Origin of the sequence: Enterobacter sp. CPE_E890, from assembly GCF_046521475.1 — a bacterium.
GTDB lineage: Bacteria > Pseudomonadota > Gammaproteobacteria > Enterobacterales > Enterobacteriaceae > Enterobacter > Enterobacter adelaidei.
Map to the genome: position 1 here is coordinate 2,736,710 of NZ_JBKFZW010000001.1, position 24,654 is coordinate 2,761,363.

Annotated in this window: 21 protein-coding genes, 2 tRNA genes and 1 other RNA gene; 12 read left to right on the plus strand and 12 right to left on the minus strand. The window is 53.9% G+C overall.

Annotated elements, in window-relative coordinates:
• Window positions 1-104 precede the first annotated feature (104 nt).
• Window positions 105-801, minus strand: a protein-coding gene (locus ACLHV9_RS13455; RefSeq protein WP_370610343.1) for an IS1-like element IS1A family transposase whose coding sequence is annotated in 2 segments (ribosomal slippage) — window positions 105-549 and window positions 548-801 — 699 coding nt in all. Because the reading frame shifts where the segments join, the coding sequence is not laid out codon by codon here.
• Window positions 802-1,207: 406 nt separating this feature from the next.
• Here ACLHV9_RS13455 and hns point away from each other — a divergent pair.
• The gene (gene hns, locus ACLHV9_RS13460; RefSeq protein ID WP_008502781.1) at window positions 1,208-1,621 is read left to right on the plus strand and encodes a histone-like nucleoid-structuring protein H-NS; all 414 of its coding nucleotides are present in this window, start codon (window positions 1,208-1,210) and stop codon (window positions 1,619-1,621) included.
• 199 nt (window positions 1,622-1,820) lie between these two features.
• On the opposite strand, the gene galU is transcribed toward hns, so the two are convergent.
• The 3 genes from galU to rssA all read right to left on the minus strand — a co-directional run bounded on the left by galU (window position 1,821) and on the right by rssA (window position 4,937).
• Window positions 1,821-2,729, minus strand: coding sequence for a UTP--glucose-1-phosphate uridylyltransferase GalU (gene galU / locus ACLHV9_RS13465; protein WP_108089737.1), 909 nt, complete (start codon window positions 2,727-2,729; stop codon window positions 1,821-1,823).
• Window positions 2,730-2,929: 200 nt separating this feature from the next.
• Entirely contained in the window at window positions 2,930-3,943 is a 1,014-nt protein-coding gene (gene rssB, locus ACLHV9_RS13470; RefSeq protein ID WP_028018768.1) for a two-component system response regulator RssB, read from the minus strand.
• Between the two features lie 91 nt (window positions 3,944-4,034).
• On the minus strand, window positions 4,035-4,937 hold the full coding sequence (gene rssA / locus ACLHV9_RS13475) for a patatin-like phospholipase RssA (protein ID WP_108089736.1): 903 nt from the start codon (window positions 4,935-4,937) through the stop codon (window positions 4,035-4,037).
• Between the two features lie 114 nt (window positions 4,938-5,051).
• Here rssA and ACLHV9_RS13480 point away from each other — a divergent pair, with 114 nt between their 5' ends.
• The 5 genes from ACLHV9_RS13480 to ACLHV9_RS13500 all read left to right on the plus strand — a co-directional run bounded on the left by ACLHV9_RS13480 (window position 5,052) and on the right by ACLHV9_RS13500 (window position 6,939).
• Window positions 5,052-5,510 carry a YchJ family protein gene (locus tag ACLHV9_RS13480; protein ID WP_128347578.1) on the plus strand — a complete coding sequence of 153 codons (459 nt, stop codon included), beginning with the start codon at window positions 5,052-5,054 and terminating at the stop codon, window positions 5,508-5,510.
• 48 nt (window positions 5,511-5,558) lie between these two features.
• A complete protein-coding gene (purU, locus tag ACLHV9_RS13485) occupies window positions 5,559-6,401 on the plus strand; it encodes a formyltetrahydrofolate deformylase (RefSeq protein WP_023335983.1) in 843 nt (280 codons plus the stop codon).
• Window positions 6,402-6,558: 157 nt separating this feature from the next.
• Window positions 6,559-6,643: transfer RNA gene (locus tag ACLHV9_RS13490), tRNA-Tyr, on the plus strand.
• A 35-nt stretch (window positions 6,644-6,678) separates the two neighbouring features.
• Window positions 6,679-6,763: transfer RNA gene (locus tag ACLHV9_RS13495), tRNA-Tyr, on the plus strand.
• 45 nt (window positions 6,764-6,808) lie between these two features.
• Window positions 6,809-6,939, plus strand: a non-coding RNA gene (locus ACLHV9_RS13500) — RtT sRNA.
• 51 nt (window positions 6,940-6,990) lie between these two features.
• Here ACLHV9_RS13500 and ACLHV9_RS13505 read toward each other — a convergent pair.
• Window positions 6,991-7,434: an Lrp/AsnC family transcriptional regulator gene (locus ACLHV9_RS13505; RefSeq protein ID WP_028018764.1), complete on the minus strand. Its 444-nt coding sequence runs from the start codon at window positions 7,432-7,434 to the stop codon at window positions 6,991-6,993.
• 108 nt (window positions 7,435-7,542) lie between these two features.
• Here ACLHV9_RS13505 and ACLHV9_RS13510 point away from each other — a divergent pair, with 108 nt between their 5' ends.
• Window positions 7,543-8,439 carry a DMT family transporter gene (locus ACLHV9_RS13510; protein WP_407221185.1) on the plus strand — a complete coding sequence of 299 codons (897 nt, stop codon included), beginning with the start codon at window positions 7,543-7,545 and terminating at the stop codon, window positions 8,437-8,439.
• On the opposite strand, the gene narI is transcribed toward ACLHV9_RS13510, so the two are convergent.
• The 5 genes from narI to ACLHV9_RS13535 form a co-directional block, all read right to left on the minus strand.
• Window positions 8,436-9,113: a respiratory nitrate reductase subunit gamma gene (gene narI, locus ACLHV9_RS13515; protein WP_108089734.1), complete on the minus strand. Its 678-nt coding sequence runs from the start codon at window positions 9,111-9,113 to the stop codon at window positions 8,436-8,438. The genes ACLHV9_RS13510 and narI overlap by 4 nt on opposite strands.
• The gene (gene narJ / locus ACLHV9_RS13520) at window positions 9,113-9,823 is read right to left on the minus strand and encodes a nitrate reductase molybdenum cofactor assembly chaperone (RefSeq protein WP_028018761.1); all 711 of its coding nucleotides are present in this window, start codon (window positions 9,821-9,823) and stop codon (window positions 9,113-9,115) included. Before narJ ends, narI begins: the two co-directional genes overlap by 1 nt.
• Complete coding sequence (gene narH, locus ACLHV9_RS13525; RefSeq protein WP_028018760.1) at window positions 9,820-11,355, minus strand: nitrate reductase subunit beta; 1,536 nt, start codon at window positions 11,353-11,355, stop codon at window positions 9,820-9,822. The genes narJ and narH overlap by 4 nt, the downstream gene beginning before the upstream one ends.
• Window positions 11,352-15,095 carry a nitrate reductase subunit alpha gene (locus ACLHV9_RS13530; protein ID WP_410375980.1) on the minus strand — a complete coding sequence of 1,248 codons (3,744 nt, stop codon included), beginning with the start codon at window positions 15,093-15,095 and terminating at the stop codon, window positions 11,352-11,354. Before ACLHV9_RS13530 ends, narH begins: the two co-directional genes overlap by 4 nt.
• Window positions 15,096-15,475: 380 nt before the next feature.
• On the minus strand, window positions 15,476-16,873 hold the full coding sequence (locus ACLHV9_RS13535; protein ID WP_049005094.1) for a NarK family nitrate/nitrite MFS transporter: 1,398 nt from the start codon (window positions 16,871-16,873) through the stop codon (window positions 15,476-15,478).
• A gap of 309 nt (window positions 16,874-17,182) precedes the next feature.
• On the opposite strand from ACLHV9_RS13535, the gene narX reads away from it, so the two are divergent.
• Window positions 17,183-18,979 (plus strand): nitrate/nitrite two-component system sensor histidine kinase NarX, encoded by a 1,797-nt coding sequence (gene narX, locus ACLHV9_RS13540; RefSeq protein ID WP_407220646.1) that lies wholly within the window; start codon window positions 17,183-17,185, stop codon window positions 18,977-18,979.
• Entirely contained in the window at window positions 18,972-19,622 is a 651-nt protein-coding gene (gene narL, locus ACLHV9_RS13545; RefSeq protein WP_028018756.1) for a two-component system response regulator NarL, read from the plus strand. Before narX ends, narL begins: the two co-directional genes overlap by 8 nt.
• Window positions 19,623-19,625: 3 nt before the next feature.
• On the opposite strand, the gene ACLHV9_RS13550 is transcribed toward narL, so the two are convergent.
• Window positions 19,626-21,032, minus strand: a complete 1,407-nt coding sequence (locus ACLHV9_RS13550; protein ID WP_407220647.1) for a YchO/YchP family invasin — start codon at window positions 21,030-21,032, stop codon at window positions 19,626-19,628.
• Between the two features lie 177 nt (window positions 21,033-21,209).
• Here ACLHV9_RS13550 and ACLHV9_RS13555 point away from each other — a divergent pair, with 177 nt between their 5' ends.
• From ACLHV9_RS13555 to ACLHV9_RS13565, 3 genes are all read left to right on the plus strand, one after another.
• The gene (locus ACLHV9_RS13555; protein ID WP_049005091.1) at window positions 21,210-21,563 is read left to right on the plus strand and encodes a DsrE/DsrF/TusD sulfur relay family protein; all 354 of its coding nucleotides are present in this window, start codon (window positions 21,210-21,212) and stop codon (window positions 21,561-21,563) included.
• A gap of 106 nt (window positions 21,564-21,669) precedes the next feature.
• Window positions 21,670-23,454, plus strand: a complete 1,785-nt coding sequence (locus tag ACLHV9_RS13560) for a methyl-accepting chemotaxis protein (RefSeq protein ID WP_410375981.1) — start codon at window positions 21,670-21,672, stop codon at window positions 23,452-23,454.
• A 211-nt stretch (window positions 23,455-23,665) separates the two neighbouring features.
• A complete protein-coding gene (locus tag ACLHV9_RS13565) occupies window positions 23,666-23,905 on the plus strand; it encodes a DUF1883 domain-containing protein (protein WP_010432930.1) in 240 nt (79 codons plus the stop codon).
• 30 nt (window positions 23,906-23,935) lie between these two features.
• On the opposite strand, the gene ACLHV9_RS13570 is transcribed toward ACLHV9_RS13565, so the two are convergent.
• Complete coding sequence (locus ACLHV9_RS13570; protein WP_407220648.1) at window positions 23,936-24,631, minus strand: gamma-glutamylcyclotransferase; 696 nt, start codon at window positions 24,629-24,631, stop codon at window positions 23,936-23,938.
• Window positions 24,632-24,654: the final 23 nt, after the last annotated feature.

The following is a 24,654-nucleotide window of genomic DNA, read 5'->3' on the forward strand; positions in this document are numbered from 1 at the left end:
AGATTACGAAAATAATCCGTTAAAACAGAGAGTAAACGTAATCAATCAGGTCTATATGTTATAAGGTCAGTCAAACATAACACTTCATTGGTAATGACTCCAACTTATTGATAGTGTTTTATGTTCAGATAATGCCCGATGACTTTGTCATGCAGCTCCACCGATTTTGAGAACGACAGCGACTTCCGTCCCAGCCGTGCCAGGTGCTGCCTCAGATTCAGGTTATGCCGCTCAATTCGCTGCGTATATCGCTTGCTGATTACGTGCAGCTTTCCCTTCAGGCGGGATTCATACAGCGGCCAGCCATCCGTCATCCATATCACCACGTCAAAGGGTGACAGCAGGCTCATAAGACGCCCCAGCGTCGCCATAGTGCGTTCACCGAATACGTGCGCAACAACCGTCTTCCGGAGCCTGTCATACGCGTAAAACAGCCAGCGCTGGCGCGATTTAGCCCCGACATAGCCCCACTGTTCGTCCATTTCCGCGCAGACGATGACGTCACTGCCCGGCTGTATGCGCGAGGTTACCGACTGCGGCCTGAGTTTTTAAGTGACGTAAAATCGTGTTGAGGCCAACGCCCATAATGCGGGCGGTTGCCCGGCATCCAACGCCATTCATGGCCATATCAATGATTTTCTGGTGCGTACCGGGTTGAGAAGCGGTGTAAGTGAACTGCAGTTGCCATGTTTTACGGCAGTGAGAGCAGAGATAGCGCTGATGTCCGGCAGTGCTTTTGCCGTTACGCAACACCCCGTCAGTAGCTGAACAGGAGGGACAGCTGATAGAAACAGAAGCCACTGGAGCACCTCAAAAACACCATCATACACTAAATCAGTAAGTTGGCAGCATCACCCACTTCATTTTATAGTGGAATCAATGTTCATTAAAATTCACTATTTATTAACTATTACTGTCTTAACATCGCTCAATGGAACTAATACAAAAGGCTGATATTTATCCGCAGCAACTATAATTCCTGCGGTAAATGTCACAAAAAAAGATGCAATCGAGCAGGTTGCGCAGGCTTACGCTGATAACAAGCGAGATTCCTGGGAGATGAAATTTAAGTTAGCGTAATTAATAATAGTGGCTTTATTTAGTATTTTTTGAATTCCTTACATTCCTGGCTATTGCACAACTGAATTTATGGCTCTATTATTAGGTCAACAAACCACCCCCCCATTATAAGTTTGAGATTACTACAATGAGCGAAGCACTTAAAATTCTGAACAACATCCGTACTCTTCGTGCGCAGGCTAGAGAATGCACCCTCGAAACGCTTGAAGAAATGCTGGAAAAATTAGAAGTTGTAGTTAATGAACGTCGCGAAGAAGAAAGCGCTGCAGCAGCTGAAATCGAAGAGCGCACTCGTAAACTGCAACAATATCGTGAAATGCTGATTGCTGATGGTATCGATCCAAACGAATTGCTGAACAGCATGGCTGCAGCTAAAACCGGCACCAAAGCAAAACGCGCTGCCCGTCCTGCTAAATATAGCTACGTTGATGAGAATGGCGAAACTAAAACCTGGACTGGCCAGGGTCGTACTCCTGCTGTTATCAAGAAAGCCATGGATGAGCAAGGTAAACAGCTGGATGACTTCCTGATCAAGGATTAATCAAGCCACATTCCATAAAATCCCGCGTAATGCGGGATTTTTTTTAACCACAATTTTATCACCAACATCCCCTTACACTCTGTCATAGAATCTTATTCGGCTATTGCCATCTCTTACATTCAAGCGGGATAACGAGTGTTATGGGCATAAAAAAACCGGTGGGCAACGCCTCACCGGTCTCAAACATTTGCTGCCTTGGTTATTTCTTAATACCCACGCTCTCTTTGAGCCAGGTTTTAAATTCTTCACCCAGGGTATTGTGGCGAATGCCATATTCAACAAATGCCTGCATATAACCGAGCTTATTACCGCAGTCATGGCTCTTACCTTTCATATGGTAAGCCTCAACGGTCTCTTTCTCGATCAGCATATCAATAGCATCGGTCAGTTGGATCTCATCACCCGCTCCTGGAGGCGTTTTAGCAAGCAGAGGCCAGATTTCCGCACTCAGGACATAGCGACCCACCACTGCCAGGTTAGAAGGCGCCGCGTCGGCTTTTGGCTTCTCTACAACGCCAACCATTGGCACGCTTTCGCCAGGCTCAAGGTTAACGCCTTTGCAGTCAACCACACCGTAAGCGGTTACGTCTTCAACTGGCTCAACCATAATCTGGCTGCTACCTGTTTCATCAAAACGCTTGATCATCTCAGCCAAATTATCCTGAGAAAGATCTGATTCGTATTCATCCAGAATAACGTCAGGCAGTATTACCGCCACTGGCTCATCACCGACAACAGGGTGGGCACACATAACCGCATGACCCAGGCCTTTAGCCAGCCCCTGACGAACCTGCATAATAGTCACGTGCGGAGGGCAAATAGACTGCACTTCCTGTAACAACTGACGCTTAACACGCTTTTCCAGCATGGCTTCAAGTTCAAAACTTGTATCGAAATGGTTTTCGATAGAGTTTTTTGATGAATGCGTAACCAGCACAATTTCAGTGATGCCGGCTGCGATACACTCATTAACGACGTACTGGATTAATGGCTTATCAACCAGAGGCAGCATCTCTTTAGGAATCGCCTTAGTTGCTGGTAACATCCTGGTCCCCAATCCCGCTACCGGGATAACGGCCTTTCTGACTTTCGAATTTAGGGCAGCCATTCAAATTCTCCTGAGCTGTTCAAGTTTTGAACTTTTATGCAATAAATAACGCGTTGAGTATATCAGCCTCGCCCCACAGTTCGGGTCTGAAAAGAACGCGTTGCCGATCAATTAGGATAAATACGCATGAATCTGGGCAGGGATAGTAGCACTCCCCACAAAACACAGGTAAAGCAATCTTAAAATTACGATCCAATTGCTTATTCCGTGGACAACATTAATCGTAACCGTCCCCCGGCACCCCAAATTTGGCACTGCCAGGAGGAGCAACGATGGCTAATTTGATTAAGATACGCTGTTCCCAGTGTCCCAAGCGGCACACCGTTGCTTACCTGAATATGATGTTCACCCGTATTCAGTGAGGCGTTGAGGCCCGCTGAAACGAGGATCAGATTCTTTAAACCACTATGGTAATAACCGACCAATAGCGGAAACTGTCCAGGCAAATTGGCCTGACGAAAAAGTTGGTTCACTTGTTTTAGTAAACTGCCCAGTTCCGGAAGCCGTTGCCCCTGATGCGATAGCTGCTCTTGTAAGAGACCATTAAATAGCGCACGAAGTAATAACGCCGCTAATACACCATTATCCCCTGCCCGAGTAACATCCAGGGAATAAAAAGCCAGGTCTGAATCAGACAGCGGTGCAATATCCAACACCAGCCCAGGTTGGTCCGCCGCAACCAGCTGGCGATAGTTTATCCGACAATGTGAAATAGTTTGCTGTACGGGCGGCTGAAGTTCCTGTAACAGTTTAGCCGCGGCAGGTGGATTACTTACCAGGGCATCCCAGTCCTGAAACAGACGTTCCTCTTCCTCTACCCGGGAATTAAACATGTTCGGATAAAGACAAGCTAACACCGTCTCTCGTAACCGGTTCAGGTCTTTGACAGGTTTAAGCAGGATATCCTGAACCCCAATTCGCAGCGCTTTGGCAATATCTGCCATATTCTCTGTGGCAGATATCACCAGAATCGGTGTCTGATTGCCTTCGTTACGCAGATGTTCAACCAGCTTCAGTCCGTTCATACGCGGCATCGCAATGTCACAAATCATCAGGTCCGGGGTGATGCTGACCATTTTTTCCAGTGCGTCTATGCCATCTTCAGCCAGCGAAGTGATTGCTCCCATTGAGGATAACCACGAATCCAGTAGCGATCGGAAAACGGCCTCGTCTTCAACAATCAAAATGTGTTTTCCGGCCAATGGCTGCGTCATGGTTCCTCCCCTGGCTGACAGTAATTAAATAGTGGCATGCTATCAGCACTACCGCCTGTCAGATTTTGCTGAAGTAATCAAAAAAAGGTGCTTAACGTGCTGTTCGCACAAAAGGCAACAGCTCATCCATTTTCTTTTCGACGGCTATCGAGCCCGCTGCGATGGCGGCCTCAGCTCGATGGAAATCAAGGGTAGATATTTGCGGACAGTACGGTTGAATCAGAATATCTGGAGGGTCGCCAGCCATGCGGTTTCGCTTAAGGCGATTCTCAAGAACCTGGATAGAGGTAGTCATAATTTCAATGGCCGTCGGCGCAGTCACAGAGCGTCGTGCGGCCATACGCCCGATTCGTCCACGCAAACGTTCATGCCAGGCCAGTTTCTCGCCTTCGGCATCTTCGCTCTGGAGATTCACCGGCATGAGATCTTGTTGCATCAGGTGGGCGTCATGCTGCAAATCCACGGCAATGACGATGTCGGCCCCCATCGCACGCGTCAGGGAGATAGGGACCGGGTTAACAACGCCACCATCGACAAGCCAGTAACCGTTATGCGGAACAGGAGCCATTAGTCCCGGCATACTGCAGGAGGCACGAACGGCAAGATGAATATCACCTTCAGTAAGCCAAAGCTCGCGTCCCGTGCTGAGGTTCGTCGCAACAGCACCGAAAGGCATCTGACAGTCAGTGAAGTCTTCAAGAGGCATAACCTGGCGGAACTGGTTAAAAACGCGTTCGCCGCGCAACAGCCCACCACGCTGCCATGAGAGGTCCATCAGGCGCAGCACGTCCCAGTAGCTAAAGGAACGTACCCAGGTTTCAAGTTCCGGAAGCTTTCCGCACGCGTAAGCGGAGCCGACAAGCGATCCTATTGAACACCCTGCAACAATATCAACCTCAACACCCATCTGGTTTAAGGCATTAATCACGCCGATGTGTGACCATCCCCGGGCTGCACCTGAGCCCAGCGCCAGTCCAATTTTAACCTTTCTCATTAGCCCTGTTTTACGTCCCCTGGATTCCTGACATGACATCAACGCAACTGCTCAGTTAACATAGTGCTACCCGAAGCGTTTTACGCCCTTATTTTTTGTTCCAGGAAGAGAATCGTGTCTCAACTCTGCCCTTGTGGTAGCGCTCTGGAGTATAGCCTATGTTGCCAGCGATATCTTTCTGGCGATCAGGTTGCACCAGACCCGTCACACCTCATGCGTTCACGGTACACTGCTTTTGTGATCAAAGACGCAGACTATCTGATCAAAACCTGGCACCCGTCTTGCCATGCCGCCGATTTTCGCCAGGACATTGAAGCTGGCTTCGCCAACACGCAGTGGCTTGGACTGACCGTTATTGAAGCATCGGCCGGAAACGACGACAAGGAAGGCTACGTCAGCTTTGTTGCCCGCTTTATCGAGCGCGATAAAACGGCGGCCATTATCGAGCGTTCCCGGTTCTTAAAGGAAAGCGGGCAATGGTATTATATTGACGGAACGCGCCCACAGTTTGGTCGTAACGATCCCTGCCCATGCGGTTCAGGTAAAAAATTTAAAAAGTGTTGCGGGCAGTAATGCCTGACAACCCAGACTTCGCAAATACACAAACAGGATTTCCCGGCGATGCAATCACTACAACGTAAAGTTCTGCGCACCATCTGTCCCGATCAAAAAGGACTGATCGCACGAATTACCAACATTTGTTACAAACATGAACTGAATATCGTGCAGAACAACGAGTTCGTTGACCACCGTACCGGTCGTTTCTTCATGCGTACCGAACTGGAAGGTATTTTCAACGACACGACCCTGCTTGCCGATCTGGATAGCGCGCTGCCGGAAGGTTCCGTTCGCGAACTGACTCCCGCTGGCCGCCGCCGCGTCGTGATTCTGGTGACCAAAGAAGCACACTGTCTTGGCGATCTGTTGATGAAAGCAAACTACGGTGGCCTGGATGTCGAAATTGCTGCCGTGATCGGCAATCACGAGACGCTGCGCACGCTTGTTGAGCGTTTTGATATTCCGTTCGAACTGGTGAGCCACGAAGGTCATACGCGTGAAGAGCACGACGACCTGATGGCGCAGGCCATTGAAGCGCATAATCCCGACTACGTCGTACTGGCGAAATACATGCGCGTGCTGACGCCATCCTTCGTGGCGCGTTTCCCAAACAAGATTATCAACATTCACCACTCGTTCCTGCCAGCCTTTATTGGCGCACGACCTTATCATCAGGCGTACGAGCGTGGCGTGAAGATTATCGGTGCGACTGCGCACTACGTGAATGACAATCTGGATGAAGGTCCAATTATCATGCAGGACGTGATTCACGTGGATCACACCTATACCGCAGAGGACATGATGCGCGCGGGACGTGACGTTGAGAAGAACGTCTTAAGCCGTGCGTTGTATCAGGTGCTTGCCCAGCGCGTCTTCGTCTACGGTAACAGAACTATCATTCTTTAATCTTTCGGAAAATGAATTGATTAGCTTTGCACCTTTACGGATAAAAAGCAGCCAAACAACTTCATTTCCCTAAAGGAATGCTTTACAGGGGCGTCTCATTTGATATGATGCGCCCCGCTTCCGACAGGAAGCAGGCCAGTAAAAAGCATTACCCCGTGGTGGGGTTCCCGAGCGGCCAAAGGGAGCAGACTGTAAATCTGCCGTCATCGACTTCGAAGGTTCGAATCCTTCCCCCACCACCATCTCTCAGCAGTACCTCAAAATTTGAATTACCCCTGGTGGGGTTCCCGAGCGGCCAAAGGGAGCAGACTGTAAATCTGCCGTCATCGACTTCGAAGGTTCGAATCCTTCCCCCACCACCATCACTTTCAAATGACTCCAAATCTTCTGTTCGCACTCAGTATCATGTATTTCCGTAACGGGGAAGGATGAGAAGCTTCGACTAAGGTTCGATTCGAGCGCAGCGAGAAAGCGTTGCCGCAGGCAACGACCCGAAGGGCGAGGCGCAACGCGCCGAGTAATCCTTCCCCCACCACCATCATTTCCCAAAATCATAACAAAACCGAATCGACCACCTGGCGACAAACGACTACATCGGCGGCAAGCGTCTCTTCACCGGCGAACTCTTCACAATCGACGTATTGCACTGGGCATGTTCTGCCAAACCGTCCAGCAACCCATCAAGCTGCTCGATTGAACGCACCACCAGCCTAATCACAAAGCAATCTTCCCCGGTGACTTTGTCGCTCTCAATACACTCCGGCATCGCCTGAATGTATTTATCCACCTTATGCAATAACCCCGGTAAAGGCCGCACACGCACCAGCGCCTGCAGCGTATACCCCAGCGCCGCCAGATTAACTCGTGCGCCATACCCCTGAATCACACCACGCTCTTCCAGCCTTTTCAGCCGCTCTGCCGTGCTGGGTGAGGTCAGACCGATGCGTCCGCTGAGCACCTTCAAAGACATACGCGCATCCTCGACCAGACAGGCCAAAATTTGTCGGTCGATATCATCGAGAAGGAATTCCATCATTTTCACCTAATTTTAAAAAGCCATCACTGCATTTCACCTTATCTCATCCCTGTAAAACCCGACAGCGATTCTCGACAATAGCGTCATACAATCAGGAGGTGGATGATGCGTGATTTACATAAAGGCGTCTGGCAAATGAGCCTGGCGATGTTAATTTCCGGCTCGATTGGCGCGTTTGTTTTACTTTCCGGTCTGCCAGTAACGGAAGTTGTGTTCTGGCGCTGCCTTATCGGAGCCATCGCACTGTTTATTTTTGTTCGGATGAGTCAAAAGCCGTTCAGTCCCCTCACCCGTACAACACTGTTACTGGCCATTCTCGGTGGTGTGGCACTCGTGGTGAACTGGCTCCTGCTCTTCGCTGCCTATGAACGAATCTCTATTGGTCTTTCTACTGTGGTGTATAACACCCAGCCGTTTATGCTGGTGCTGATGGGGATGTTTTTAGGTGAACGAGTCAGCCTGGTGAAATGGGGTTGGCTGTTCCTCGCCTTTGGCGGTGTGGTGATATTGCTTTCCAGTGAGCTGACCGGAGCGCATAGTGCCAACTGGCTGACGGGTATCGGTCTGGCAATCGCGGCAGCCTTCTTCTACGCAGTGACCGCCATTATCGCTCGTAAGCTACGATCCATTGCGCCGCAGCATATTGCCTTTATTCAGGTGCTGACCGGCGTGGTAATGCTTCTGCCTTTTGCCCACATGCTCTCATTATCAGGGGATTTTCCGTGGTCAATTTTGTTGACGCTGGGCATCGTCCATACCGGCATTATGTATCAGTTACTCTATAGCGCGATCCAGAAGCTGCCTACACCCATTACCGGCTCGTTGTCGTTTATCTATCCGGTGGTAGCGATTATTGTCGATAATCTGGTATTCGGACACTCGCTGAACCTGACGCAGCTGGCGGGCGGCGCACTGATATTGTTTGCTGCGGCTGGCAATAACCTGGGCTGGGGCGAAAAAAAACCCCGCGAGTGCGGGGTTGGGATCAAAACAGCAAATTAGCGACGGGCGCGTACAATCTGGTATTTGCGCGTCAGATACTCTACCGGCGCGCTCCAGATATGTACCAGTCGGGAGAACGGGAACAGCACAAACAGCGTCATCCCCAGCACCAGGTGCAGGCGGAAGATAAACGCCACACCGTCCAGATGCGACGACGCACCACCGTGGAAAGTCACCACAGATTGTGCCCAGCCGACCAGCTTCATCATTTCGCTGCCGTCCATATGCTGTGCTGAGAACGGAATGGTCAGCAGGCCCAGCGCGCACTGCACCATCAGCAGGGAAAGGATGAGGATGTCCGCTGCGGTAGTGGTCGCACGCACACGCGGGCTGAACAGACGGCGTTTCAACAGCAGTAAACCACCCACCAGCGTCATCACGCCGCAAGCGCCCCCTGCGATCATCGCCATCTTCTGCTTCACCTCAATGGGCAGCCACGCTTCATACATCCAGTGCGGCGTCAGCATCCCGAGGAAGTGACCGGCAAAAATCCCCAGAATACCGATGTGGAACAGGTTAGAACCCACATGCATCCCTTTCCGATCCAGCATCTGGCTGGAGGCAGCGCGCCAGGTGTACTGACCGTAGTCATAACGCAACCAGCTTCCCACCAGGAACACGGTGCCCGCGATATACGGGTAGATGTCAAAGAAGAACATATTCAGGAAGTGCATTATTGCCGTCCTCCGTTAGAGATATTCAAATATTGCGGGGCCACAGCGCCGGCAAAACGGCGCTGGTGAGCCGAGATTTCAGACTCGCCGCAGCTCTGGTCAGCAAAGAATTTCACCTGTTCTTCTTCCCAGACGGCATCCAGCGCCTGCGGCGTATCGTCGCGGGCTTCATCGGCGATTTTCTCCGCCACTTTTTCACTGTCGACAGATGCGTTAGCCAGTTTCACCAGCAACTCGAACAGTACCGCATAGCGGCTCTCGCGCTGCTGAAGACGCGCGCTGAGCAACGCCAGGATCGGCGCGATGTCCTGGAGACCACCGAGGGCCTCTTCTTTCGGCAACTGCGCCAGATACTCCAGATACAGCGGCAGATGGTCAGGCAGCTCGCGGCTGTCGAGTTGCAGGCCGTGCTGCTCATACTGCGCCATCAGGTCAACCATCGCCTGACCACGGTCACGGGATTCACCGTGAACATGTTCAAACAGCAGTAAAGAGGTTGCGCGACCCCGGTCAAACAGTTGGCTGTAATCCGCCTGCGCATCCAGAAGATCACGCGTTAACAGGTCCCGGAAGAAAATGCCCAATGTCTGGGCATCCTCTTTATCCAGGTTTTCAGATGCTGCGAGTGCATCGAAAAGTTCCTGTTGATGCTGCACAAGCGCAGCATCCGGGTACTCGAGCAAACGAGAAACGATAACAAGTTCAATCATGGGTGCGGCTCCGTTTTACTGGTCACATCCATGGCGTCGATGCGGCGGCTGTTGAACAGGTTGAATTTGCTGTCTGACCCGTGGCAACCGTCGCCAAAGGTAAAGCCGCAGCCGTTTTTCTCCGGGAAGGCTTCACGAGCCAGTTCACGGTGGCTGCTCGGTACTACGAAACGGTCTTCGTAGTTGGCAATGGCCAGATAGCGGTACATCTCCTGCGCCTGCGCTTCACTCAGACCGACCTCTTCCAGCGCACGGGTATCAATAACACCGTCTACCGTTTCCGCACGTTTGAAGTGGCGCATTGCCAGCATCCGCTTGAGTGCCAGCAGTACTGGCTGCGTATCACCGGCAGTCAGCAGGTTCGCCAGGTATTGAACCGGAATACGCAGGCTTTCCACGTCCGGCAGAATGCCGTTGCTGCCCAGCTCGCCCGCATCTGCAGCTGACTGAATCGGCGACAGAGGCGGCACGTACCAGACCATCGGCAGAGTGCGGTATTCCGGATGCAGCGGCAGCGCCAGCTTCCAGTCCATTGCCATTTTGTACACAGGAGACTGCTGTGCGGCGTCGATCACGCTCTGCGGTACGCCATCTTTCAGCGCCTGTTCAATCACTTTTGGATCGTTAGGATCGAGGAACACGTCCAGCTGACGCTGATACAGATCTTTCTCGTGCTCGGTGCTGGCGGCGTTTTCAATCGCGTCCGCGTCATACAGCAGCACGCCGAGGTAGCGAATACGACCTACACAGCTTTCAGAGCAGACGGTCGGCATCCCCGCTTCAATACGTGGATAACAGAAGATGCACTTCTCGGATTTCCCGCTCTTCCAGTTGAAGTAGATTTTTTTGTACGGGCAGCCGGTGATGCACATACGCCAGCCGCGACATTTATCCTGGTCGATCAGCACGATACCGTCTTCTTCACGCTTGTAGATGGCACCGCTCGGGCAGGTCGCCACGCACGCCGGGTTGAGGCAGTGCTCGCACAGGCGCGGCAGATACATCATGAAGGTATTTTCGAACTGGCCGTACATCGCCTTCTGCATGTTCTCGAAGTTCTGGTCTTTGGCGCGTTTCTCGAACTCGCCTCCCAGAATCTCTTCCCAGTTTGGACCGCTGGTGATCTTGTCCATGCGCTGGCCGGTAATCAGCGAGCGAGGACGGGCGATCGGCTGGTGTTTGCCTTCCGGCGCGTTGTGCAGATTCTGGTAGTCGTAGTCAAACGGCTCGTAGTAATCATCGATGCCCGGCAGATGCGGGTTAGCGAAGATTTTTCCCAGAAGCCAAGCGCGGTTACCCATGCGCGGCTGCAGCTTGCCGTTGATTTTACGGATCCAGCCGCCCTTCCACTTCTCCTGGTTTTCCCAGTCGGTCGGGAAGCCGGTGCCCGGCTTGCTTTCCACGTTGTTGAACCAGGCGTATTCCATACCTTCACGGCTGGTCCAGACGTTTTTACAGGTGACCGAGCAGGTATGGCAGCCGATGCATTTATCCAGATTCAGCACCATGCCGACTTGTGAACGAATTTTCATTTTACGCTCTCCTGTACCTGGTCATTACCTTCGCCGTCTAACCAGTTAATATTCTTCATCTTACGTACCACCACGAACTCATCGCGGTTCGATCCTACGGTGCCGTAGTAGTTAAAGCCGTAGGCCAGCTGAGCATAGCCACCGATCATATGGGTCGGCTTCGGCGTAATGCGGGTCACGGAGTTGTGGATCCCGCCGCGCTGCTCGGTAATTTCTGACCCCGGCAGATTAACGATACGTTCCTGCGCGTGGTACATCATGGTCATCCCGGCCGGTACGCGCTGGCTCACCACCGCACGCGCCGTCAGGGCACCGTTGCTGTTGAACACTTCGATCCAGTCGTTATCTTCAATACCCAGATCTTTGGCATCCGTTTCGCTCATCCAGACAATCGGACCGCCGCGCGACAGGGTCAGCATCAGCAGGTTGTCGCTGTAGGTGGAGTGAATACCCCACTTCTGGTGCGGCGTCAGGAAGTTCAGCGCCTTCTCAGGGTTACCGTTCGATTTCGCGCCCATCACGGCTTTCACGGAGCGGGTGTCGATTGGCGGACGGTACACCAGCAGGCTTTCACCGAAGTCGCGCATCCACTGGTGATCCTGATACAGCGACTGGCGGCCTGACAGGGTGCGCCATGGGATCAGCTCGTGAACGTTGGTGTAGCCCGCGTTATAGGACACATGCTCATCTTCCAGGCCTGACCAGGTCGGGCTGGAGATAATCTTGCGCGGCTGGGCCTGAATATCGCGGAAGCGGATTTTCTCTTCCTCTTTATTCGTCGCCAGGTGCGTATGGTCGCGGCCGGTGAACTCGCTCAGTGCCGCCCACGCTTTCACGGCGACGTGGCCGTTGGTTTCCGGCGCCAGGGTCAGGATCATCTCTGCTGCATCAATCGCTGTATTCAGCATTGGCTGACCTTTGGCCGGGCCGTCCGCTTTGGTGTAATTGAGCTTGCGCAGCAGATCCATTTCGCTCTGGGTATTCCAGGCGATCCCTTTCCCGCCGTTACCGATTTTCTCCATCAGTGGGCCGATAGAGGTAAAGCGCTCGTAGGTTGCCGGGTAGTCGCGTTCAACCGCAATAATGTGCGGCGCGGTGACACCCGGGATCAGGTCACATTCACCCTTTTTCCAGTCCTTCACGTCCAGCGGCTGCGCCAGTTCGGCAGCGGAGTCGTGTTGGATTGGCAGCGTCACCACGTCGGTTTCTTTACCCAGATGCCCGACGCAGACTTCGGAGAATTTTTTCGCGATGTCTTTGTAGATATCCCAGTCGCTTTTCGATTCCCACGCAGGGTCAACGGCCGCAGACAGCGGATGAATAAACGGATGCATATCCGAGGTATTCATGTCGTCTTTTTCGTACCAGGTCGCGGTTGGCAACACAATGTCGGAGTACAGGCAGGTGCTGGACAGACGGAAGTCCAGGGTCACCACCAGATCCAGCTTGCCGTCCAGGCCGTTATCTTTCCATTCCACTTCTTCCGGCTTCACGCCGCCCTGCTTGCCCAGATCTTTCCCCTGAATACCGTTCTCGGTGCCCAGCAGATATTTCAGCATGTACTCGTGCCCTTTACCGGACGAGCCCAGCAGGTTGGAGCGCCAGATGAACAGGTTACGCGGATGGTTTTTACCGTTCTCAGGCTGTTCCGCCGCGAAGCGGATTGAGCCATCCTTCAGCGATTTCACGGTGTAATCCACCGGTGACATGCCCGCTTTCTTCGCCGCTTCCGCAATGCGCAGCGGGTTCGTGCCCAGCTGCGGCGCAGACGGCAGCCAGCCCATGCGCTCGGCGCGCACGTTGAAGTCAATCAGATGGCCGCTGTAGCGGGATTTATCCGCCATCGGCGACAGCAGCTCCTGCGCGGTGACCGTCTCGTAGCGCCACTGGCTGGAGTGGTTATAGAAGTAGGATGTGCTGTTCATGTGACGTGCCGGACGCTGCCAGTCGAGGGCAAACGCCAGCGGCTGCCAGCCGGTCTGTGGACGCAGTTTTTCCTGGCCCACGTAGTGCGCCCAGCCACCGCCGCTCTGACCGACACAGCCGCAGAAGATCAGCATATTGATCAGGCCACGATAGTTCATATCGAGGTGATACCAGTGGTTCAGACCGGCACCGACGATGATCATCGAACGGCCGTGCGTCTTGTCAGCATTTTCCGCAAATTCGCGTGCGATACGGGTGATTTGTGCCCGAGGAACGCCAGTGATCTGCTCCGCCCACGCAGGGGTGTAGGCTTTCACCTCGTCGTAGTGAGTTGCGCAGTTTTCGTCGCCCAGACCACGTTCCAGACCATAGTTCGCCATGGTCAGGTCATAAACGGTGGTGACCAGCGCCGTGGAGCCGTCAGCCAGCTGCAGGCGTTTTACCGGCAGCTTATGCATCAGAACGTTCTGCAGCTCGACCTTGTTGAAGTGCTCGGAACCTTCACCACCGAAATACGGGAAGCCCACATCGGCGATCTCGTCCTGACTGCCCAGCATGCTCAGGCGCAGCTCCGTCTCTTCACCGGTCGTGCCATTGCGTTGCTCAAGATTCCACTTACCCTTCTCGCCCCAGCGGAAACCGATAGAGCCGTTCGGCGCCACCAGCTCGCCGTTGCTGGTGTACGCAACGGTTTTCCACTCAGGGTTATTTTCCTGGCCCAGCGCGTCCACCAGATCGGCAGCACGCAGCGTACGGCCCGCAGCGTAGTAGCCATCACGCTCTTCCAGCATGACCAGCATTGGCATGTCAGTGTAACGACGCACGTAGTCGGTGAAGTACTGGCTAGGCTTATCCAGGTGGAATTCACGCAGCATGACGTGGCCCATCGCCATCGCCATCGCGGCATCGGTACCCTGCTTCGGTGCCAGCCACAGATCGCAGAGCTTGGCGATTTCCGCGTAGTCAGGGGTCACTGCTACGGTTTTGGTGCCTTTGTAACGGACTTCGGTAAAGAAGTGCGCATCTGGCGTACGGGTCTGAGGCACGTTAGAGCCCCAGGCGATGATATAGCTGGAGTTATACCAGTCCGCGGATTCCGGCACGTCGGTCTGCTCGCCCCAGGTCTGCGGAGACGCCGGCGGCAGGTCGCAGTACCAGTCGTAGAAGCTCAGGCAGGTACCGCCGATAAGTGACAGATAGCGAGCCCCGGAGGCGTAAGAGACCATCGACATCGCCGGGATGGGTGAGAAGCCCGCTACACGATCCGGACCGTAGGTCTTAACGGTGTAGACGTTAGAGGCAGCAATCAGCTCGTTCACCTCTTTCCAAGAAGAACGCACAAAGCCACCGCGGCCGCGAGCCTGCTTAAAACTTTTCGCTTTGTCAGCGTCTTCGATAATAGACGCCCAGGCATCAACCGGATCGCTGTGCTGAACTTTCGCTTCACGCCACATTTTCATCAGGCGCTTGCGCATCAGCGGGTATTTCAGTCGGTTAGCACTGTAGAGATACCAGGAGTAGCTCGCCCCACGCGGGCAACCGCGCGGCTCATGGTTTGGCATATCCGGGCGAGTGCGCGGATAGTCGGTCTGCTGCATTTCCCAGGTCACCAGACCATTCTTAACGAAAATCTTCCAGCTACATGAGCCAGTGCAGTTCACGCCGTGGGTCGAACGGACGACTTTGTCATGCTGCCAGCGCTGGCGGTAACCGTCTTCCCAATCCCGGTTAGTCTCCAGAACCTGGCCGTGCCCATCGGCAAAGGTTTCGCCCTTCTGCTTGAAGTAGCGAAACCGGTCCAAAAATTTGCTCATCGGGTATCTCCTGTGTGGAGCCTGTGGCTCTCTAAATCGACATTGCTGATTTGCAGCGAAGGTAACGCCCTGAAAGAGGGGGAGAATTGATAACGATCAAGACGACGAGGGACTTTCAGGCGAGGTATTAGAGCGAATACCACCAAAGCGGTAGCTTTTTACTTTTCATATAATTATGATTTATATGAATATTTTTTATTTCGCCATACAAAAAGGCGGAGACGATTTAACATCCCAGGTATTAAGGGGTAGAACCATCTGCAAAGCGATGGCGATCACAGTGTTACCCGCAGATTTCCTCTTCAAACCCATCAGTATGTTGTAACTATTCACGAGCCAAAAAAACGCGGCCCGAAGGCCGCGTAAACGGATAATCAAACTTACTTATTTTTCTTAGTATTACGGCCATATACCAGCCACGTGATCACAACGCAGGCGATATAGAAGACGAGAAAGACTTTCATTGCCCCCGCCGGAGAACCGGTCAGGTCAAGAGAGATACCGAACGCTTTCGGAATAAAGAAGCCGCCAATTGCGCCGATGGCAGAGATAAAGCCCAGCGCTGCCGCTGTGTCCGTCGCCGCTTCACGCATCGCCTGCTCTTCGGTTCCACCCTGCGCTTTTACGCGATCCATGGTCAGTTTACGGAAGATCACGGAAATCATCTGGAAAGTAGAAGCGCTGCCCAGTCCGGCAGTCAGGAACAGCACCATAAACACACCGAAGAAGGCGGTGAAGTTACCCCCCTGTCCGTCAGTTGGCAGCGTCAGGAACAGCAGCGCACAGAAGACAGCCATTACCACAAAGTTCACCAGCGTCACACGCGTCCCGCCCAGACGGTCAGACACCATGCCGCCCAGCGAACGCGCCAGGGCACCAATAAATGGCCCAAAGAAGGCAAACTGTAGGATCTGAATGTCCGGGAACTGCGTTTTCGACAGCATGGCGAAGCCCGCAGAGAATCCGATAAACGAACCGAACGTTGCCAGATACAGCAGCGCCATTACCCACAGATGCCCGCGCTTCAGCACCGGCAACTGCTCGCTCAGTGACGCTTTTGACGCTGACAGATCGTTCATAAAGAACCAGGCTGCCAGAGTGAAGATCACCAGGAACGGAACCCAGATCCAGGAGGCGTTTTGCAGATACAGGGAAGAACCATCCGCTTGCTCAACGCCACCGCCGCCAAACGCTGCGAAAATGGAGACAGAGATCGCCAGCGGTGCAATCAGCTGCATCACGCTCACGCCCATGTTGCCGAGACCGCCGTTAATACCCAGCGCGCCGCCCTGTTTCGCTTTCGGGAAGAAGAAGCTGATGTTTGCCATACTGGAGGCGAAGTTCGCACCCGCAAAGCCACACAGCAGGGAGATAATCACGAACACGCTAAACGGGGTAGACGTATCCTGCACCGCAAAACCGAGCCAGACACATGGCACGATCATGATACCGGTGCTGAATGCCGTCCAGCGACGGCCGCCAAACACCGGAACCATAAACGCGTAAGGCACTCGCAGCAATGCGCCGGATAAAGACGGCAGCGCGGTCAACATAAACAGCTGATCGGTTGTAAAGGTAAAACCGACTTTTGGCAGATTTACCGCCACCGCACTAAACAACATCCAGACGCAAAACGCTAACAACAAGCACGGAACGGAAATCCACAGATTCCGGCTTGCTACACGATGGCCGCGCTGTTGCCAGAACGCCGGATCCTCTGGACGCCAGTCTGTAATAACGGCACCATTTTCCCTTTCGGGAGCGGATGAGTGACTCATAGACACCTCTGATTCTCGAATGATGCTGCAAACATTAGGGTTTTAGAGCGGCGGTAAGTTGATATAAATCAAAGGAAAAGTGGGAGGATTTGCGGCGAAAAAAAAGCTCTCATCCTTAATGAGTAGGTTATTACGGTAAAAAAGATGTGGTTTTTCACGGTACTGACGTTTCCTTGCTACCCCCACCCCCTTCCCGTTACTCCGTTGGCAATTTGGGAGTAATCCTTTATTGGTATGGGTATACTCCAGGGTATGCACCAGAATAGCGCCATTCCTGCAAGCAGGCCACGTCAGGAGCACGGCAACTCTATGTTAAAAAGATGTTTATCTCCGCTGACACTCGTGAATCAGGTCGCGCTGATCGTTTTGCTGTCCACCGCCATCGGCGTGACGGGCATGGCGATCTCCGGCTGGCTGGTACAGGGAGTACAGGGTAACGCGCATGCCATCAATGAGGCAGGCTCGCTACGTATGCAGAGTTACCGTCTGCTGGCATCGGTTCCCCTGACGCAGGACGATCAGCCACTGATCGATGAAATGGAACGCACGGCGTTCAGCCCGGAACTGGAAAACGCCGCCATTCGCGCCGGTCAGCAATCTCAGCTTAAAGCACTCCAGGGTTACTGGCATACCCAACTGCAGCCGGGGCTGAAGCAGGCGCGCAGTCCAGAAGCGGTTGCGCATGACGTTGCAGGTTTCGTATCACGCATTGATGCCCTGGTCTCCTCTTTTGACCAAACCACCGAATTGCGTATTGACCGGGTAGTGATGATGCACCGTGCAATGGCGCTGTGTATGGGGCTATTACTCATCTTCACGATTGTCTGGCTGCGTGCACGGCTGCTGAACCCCTGGAAACAGCTGCTGGCGATGGCCCGCGCGGTCACCGCAAGAGATTTTACTCAACGTACCCATATCAGCGGGCGCAACGAGATGGCGATGCTCGGCCAAGCGCTGAATACCATGTCGGCAGAACTCTCCGAAAGCTACGCGGTGCTGGAGCAACGCGTTCAGGAAAAAACGGCCGGGCTGGAGCAGAAAAACGAGATGCTCTCCTTCCTGTGGCAAGCCAACCGTCGTCTGCATATGCAGGTACCACTCTGCGAGCGTCTCTCGCCGGTACTGAATGGCCTGCAAAATCTGACCCTGCTTCACGACCTGGAGTTGCGGGTCTACGATGTGGAAGACGAAGAAAACCATCAGGAGTTTACCTGCCAGTCCGATATGTCCTGTGATGACAAAGGTTGCCATCTTTGTCCTCGCGGTTTGCCGCCGTTGACGTCAAGCGGCACCACGCTGAAGTGGCGGTTGACGGACAACCACACCCAGTACGGCATTCTGCTGGCAACCCTGCCGGCCGGTCGTCACCTTAGCCACGACCAGCAACAGCTGGTTGATACGCTGGTTGAACAGTTGACGGCCACGCTGGCGCTCGACCGTCATCAGGAAAAACAGCAGCAGCTGATCGTCATGGAAGAGCGCGCAACCATCGCCCGCGAGCTTCACGACTCCATCGCCCAGTCGCTCTCCTGTATGAAAATGCAGGTGAGCTGCCTGCAAATGCAGGATACGGAGATGCCGGAAAGTAATAAACAGCTGCTGAGCCAGATCCGCAACGAACTGAATACCTCCTGGGTGCAACTTCGTGAACTGCTGACCACTTTCCGTCTGCAGCTCACTGAGCCGGGCCTGCGCCCCGCCCTGGAATCCAGCTGTCACGAATTTAGCGCCCGGCTGGGGTTCCCGGTGAAGCTGGATTACCAGTTACCGCCACGGTTTGTTCCGTCGCATCAGGCCATTCATTTACTGCAGATCGCCCGTGAAGCGTTGAGTAACGTGCTCAAACATGCCGGCGCGACGGCGGTAACCGTCACCGTCAGCCAGCACGCTAATCAGGTCAGGCTCACGGTTCATGACAACGGCCGCGGCGTGCCGGAAAATGCCGAACGAACTAACCACTATGGTTTAATCATCATGCGAGACCGCGCCCAAAGCCTGCGCGGTGATTGCCAAATTCGCCGGAGAGAGACAGGTGGCACGGAAGTTGTTGTCACCTTTATTCCCGAGAAACCGCTCACAACTTCTCAAGGAGAAACCCATGACTAATCAGGAACCGGCATCAATTCTGTTGATCGACGACCATCCGATGCTGCGTACTGGCGTGAAACAGCTGGTCAGCATGGCACCCGATATCACCGTCGTAGGCGAAGCCAGCAACGGTGAACAAGGCATTGAGCTTGCCGAAGCGCTTGATCCCGATCTGATCCTGCTTGATCTCAATATGCCCGGCATGAACGGTCTGGAAACCCTCGACAAGCTGCGGGAAAAATCCCTTTCCGGTCGCGTGGTGGTCTTTAGCGTGTCGAACCATGAAGAAGATGTGGTCACAGCGCTGAAGCGTGGCGCGGACGGCTATCTGCTGAAAGATATGGAGCCGGAAGATCTGCTTAAAGCGCTGCAACAGGCTGCCGCAGGTGAGATGGTGCTGAGCGAAGCATTAACGCCGGTACTGGCCGCCAGCCTGCGCGCCAACCGCGCCACCTCCGATCGCGACGTCAGTCAGTTAACGCCACGCGAGCGCGACATTCTCAAGCTGATTGCTCAGGGTCTGCCAAACAAGATGATTGCCCGCCGCCTGGATATCACCGAAAGCACGGTCAAAGTACATGTGAAGCACATGCTGAAGAAAATGAAGTTAAAATCCCGCGTTGAAGCCGCTGTGTGGGTACATCAGGAACGGATTTTTTAAGCATTACTCATCCGGCAGCAGCCTCCAGCGCGGGTCGTCGCTGGGTAATGCGACCAGCGGTTGCACCACAATAAGCGTGATCTCATTGGAAGAGACGCGCTGGCCTTTCTCATCTTCTACCACTGCCGATAAGTGCCAGCGGTTAGTTGCCCCTTCCCGGCTATCCCAGGCAGGCATAATCACACTCCAGCCATCGCCGCTGTTGCTGTTCGCCGGTGATGTCAGGCTCAATGCCTGGGTATCACCCTGCCAGTGGATCTGACGAATACCATGCGTGCTGCGAATTTGTAGCTTCAGCATCACGGTCTCGCCCCCTTTCAGATCCCACGGTGGCGTCGCCAGATACACTGATAACGTTTTGCGCTGGCGGAACTCCATAACCGGCAGGTTGTCCCGCTCAGGCGAGTCGTAGCGGCTCCCGCGCAGGGAGCGCGTGGCGGCGACTTCTCCGGCAGAGATCTGCTTTATAAGCGGTACGCCGAAGCGATAGTTAAGCTTCAGCCCGAGATTATTTTGACTGACGCCACTCTCTCCCTGCTTATGGGCGGCCGTCAATGTGACCAGCGGAATAGGTGTATAGTTGAGCCCCAGATTTACCGCGACAGGGTTGTGATAGCCGGTTCCGGTGTTGAACAGGTCGACGTTATCGCCAAAATATTGCTCGAAGCTAACGCTGGTGTTCAGATGATGGAACCACGGCAACCAGGCTTTGGCGGTGACATCATACCCACGCGCCATGCGCTGCTCCTGTACGTCCGAGCTGTCACGCCAGCTGGCAAACGGCTGATAGTAGTTAGCAGACAGACGTAGATTTTCACCCCACGCTTCCGCGCCCAGCCCGGCACGCTGCAGGTTTTCATCCAGCAGGTTATCGTAAAACGTGTTGTAGCCCACCAACCACTTGCCGGCGATCCAGCGCTGACCTACCCCGGCGTTACTGACCAGGCCATCCGTCTGCTGCGTCACGCCAAACTGGCTCCAGCTCAGGTAACGGTTGTTATCATTCCAGGGGATAAACCAGCTCCCGCTACTGCCGTTAAATTTACCGTCGTCATTCACCAGCAAGTTTACGCTGGCGTTACCCCACGGGGAGAGCCAGGATTCAATCTGCTGGTTCACTTCCCCACTCACCGCATCACGTACCTGACCAAACGCAAACTGGCGCGCCTGCTCGCCCGTGGCCAGACCGTTATCGGTCATACTGGCTTCACCAAACGCTTTTGCCATTTCGGCCAGGTGTTTTTCTCCCTCGCCAGTTGGGAGTGCCATACCGAGATCGGGCAAACTATCCCCGTTGTTATCAAAGGGATTTTCTGCCTGATGCATAAAGGAATTCGGGGCACCGTGAACGGCTCCCGCCGTAAGAAGGGGGAGTAATAACAGAAAGCGAATGCAGGACGATACAGCCATCAACGTCGGGTTTAGCGCCTGGGTTTTGTTAAAGACGCTCTTACCTTAACGCTATTAAGAAAGAATTGCAGCCTTACGGGAAATTTCAGGAATATCCTGAAGTTTATTGTCGGCTGTAGACGGCGTAAACTCGGTAAACCCTATATTATTCGTGCCTTTTTAAGAACAGGAGTCAACATGCAGAAGATAGTGATCATCGCCAACGGTGCGGCTTACGGCAGCGAATCCCTTTTTAACAGCCTGCGTCTGGCTATCGCACTCCGCGATAAAGAGAGCGAACTGGAGTTACGGCTCTTTTTAATGTCGGACGCGGTCACTGCCGGGCTGAAGGGACAGAAACCTGCAGAAGGCTACAACATTCAGCAAATGCTGGAGATCCTCACCGCGCAAAATGTGCCGGTGAAGCTGTGCAAGACCTGCACCGACGGCCGCGGCATTACCGGTCTACCGCTGATTGATGGCGTAGAGATTGGTACGCTGGTTGAGCTGGCCGAGTGGACGCTGTCCGCCGATAAAGTATTAACTTTTTAATAATAAACCCGTAAAAATATTATTTTCTTATGGACGCGGTTTCAGCATCAAGTTTACCTGCAAGGTTGCCGATAGGCATGGAAACAACACAGCAGGTATTTCACTTATGTTCAGATCGATTCGTGCACGCATCATCGCCGCGACGGCAGGCTGTCTGGTCGTCGCCCTTCTCCTTAATACCGTTATCAACTACCAGGTCACGCGTCAGGATAACCAGCAGTCACAGCGCGATATCCTGACCAGCACCAGCGCCAGCCATAACATGGCGATTGCCGACTGGGTAAAAAGCAAAATGACGGTGATCGCCTCCGCTCAGACCGTGGCGCTGAGTGACGATCCGGTTCCGGTATTCAAACAGCTTGCGCAGGCGGGGGGATTCACCAACGTCTATGTTGGCTATGCCAGCAAGACAGCCAAATTCTCTGACCCAGCGGGCGTCCCCGCGGATTATGACCCGACCATTCGCCCCTGGTATCAGCAGGTGGTAAGCCAGGACGCCCCGGTCGTCACCGCACCTTACGTAGATGCCGGTACCGGGAAGCTGGTGGTGACGTTCGCCGTGCCGGTGAAAGAAAATGGCACCCTGAAAGCCGTGGTAGCAGGCGATGTGGCCATGGATAGCGTAGTCGCTAACGTGCGCGGGATCCATCCGACCCCGGCAAGTAGTGGATTACTTCTGACCAGCGATGGCACCGTGATTGCTGCCAATGATCCGGCGCTGACGCTTAAACCGTTTGCCGAGACGATCAAAGGTATCGATTTTGCGGCGCTGAAAAGCGGTAATCCGGTTGACGGCACATTCGATGACAAAGAAAAAACCTTTGTTGCGACGGCCGTGCCAGGCACTAACTGGATGTTAGTTGTCGCCCTCGACAATGGCGATGCGACATCCGGCATGCGTTCCCTGCTTAAAGCGTCGGCTATCTCGCTGGTGATCCTGGCTCTGCTGAGCGCCGCTATTGTTCACTTCCTGATTGCCCGTCTGCTGAAGCGACTGTCTGACATCCGCGACGCGATGCACAACATTGCTAACGGGACTAACGACCTGTCGCAGCGCCTGCCGGATGATGGTGAAGACGAAGTCGCGCAGATTGCACAAGCGTTTAACGCCTTCAGCGATAAACTCTCCGTCGTCATGGTACAGCTCCGTGATGCCAGCGCATCGGTGAAAAATGCCGCGCAGGAAATTGCGGCTGGTAACCAGGATCTTTCCGGACGCACCGAGCAGGCGGCATCCAGCCTGCGCGAGACCGCCAGTGCCGTGGAGCAGATCACCGCCTCCGTGACGCAGTCGAATGAATCGGCAGCAGAAGCCAACGACCAGGCGAGCAAAGCCTCAGCGGCCGCGGCGCGCGGTGGAGAGGTGGTATCGCAGGCAATCAGCACCATGCAGTCCATCGAAGTGGCATCCGCAAAAATTGGCGATATCACCAGCGTAATTGACGGCATTGCCTTCCAGACCAATATTCTGGCGTTGAACGCCTCGGTGGAAGCAGCACGAGCCGGGGAACAAGGGCGTGGGTTTGCCGTGGTGGCAGGAGAGGTGCGTAACCTGGCAAGCCGTAGCGCTCAGGCGGCGAAAGAGATCAAATCGCTTATCGATTCCACCACTGACAGCGTGGCAACGGGCTCCCGTTACGTGCATCTGGCTGGGGAAAGCATGAATGAAATCCGCGCCAGCATCGGCAGCGTCTCGGGCATCATGCGTGAAATCTCCATCGCCACCAGCGAGCAAATGAAAGGTATCCATGAGATCAACCATGCGGTAACCCATCTCGACAGAATGGTACAGCAGAACGCCGAGCTGGTTGTGCAATCCGCCGCCGCCGCGGGCGCCCTGCAGAGCCAGGCGGGTGACCTTGCTGAAACCGCCGGACATTTCCGCATTTAATTTTATCCCGGCGCGCGTTTAGCGGGTAAAACGCGCGCCAGCTGAAATTTTTAGGGATTTTGTCATTTTTGTTTAATCGTTATGCCATTTTTTGATCAAAATCAGCATCCCGGCCCCTCCCCTTTGGTGTTATGCAATGAGTGAATTGTGAACAATATCACGCTCGGATATGGCAGCAGGGAGAGCGTTGTTTAAGACTACGGGGTAAAAAATGGCACTGGTAAAAACAAGTTTGAAACTGTTTGGCGGGGATACGGTAGTGGTTCGTTGTTCAGAGCGCTGCCGTATTCATCTGATGAGTTCAAAAGCACAAAAACAATCGCAGGCAGATATTCTGACCGTGCAGGATGATAAAGCCTGGCTTACGGTGCCCTATACCGGCACATGGGATGTCCTGATCGACAGCCACAGTCAGTCACTGGAGCATTCTGTCAGCTACGTAGCAGCATAACATTAAACGCCCGGCGAGCCGGGCGTATTCTCAGGCAAAACCCGGTCGCAGCGAGTTGTTGAGCGGGTTCCCTTCCAGAAGTGCCTTCACCTTCACCACCAGTTCGTTCAGACAGTCGTCCTTCATACCGAGGCGTGTCAGCTCGTCATCAAGAGAGAAGAGATACTGCGCGTTAGTACCCAGCGGGCCACTGGCGGCAGCAATCAGCGGGGCAATTACCTGCGTACGGGTATCCGCTTCATACAGCGGATGGCGAGGATCCATAATAAAGACCAGCGCATTAACGGTACGTCCGTCGTCCAGTTCCAGCTTGCACCAGCTAGGCATATAGCAGCCGGTAATCATCTCGCGCTTCCAGAGCAGCGTGAGCTCCTCTTCCAGCGTGGCGTCCGGGAGGCGATATGCCACGCCCGTGGTGCGTCCGCCCTCTTTCAGTGCAAGCATGCGCCCAGGTTGACACGCACTGCCACGCCCGGCCGTCAGACGCAGGCAAAATGCGCGGTGCCAGCCCGGCAGCGTTCCCGTTGCCGATTCGACAAATTCCAGAGCCGGGTTCCACATCAGAGAGCCGTAGCCAAAAATCCATACCGGGCCATCATCCGGGCGGCAGGCAAGCGTGGCAGCGAGTGACGCCGCACGTTGTTCAGCCGACCAGAGAAGCGATTCCTCAATAGCACCAAATGCCGTCTTACAATCTGCCTTCATTAAGAAATCACGCGTTAACACTTTACACCTCCGCCACTGCATGC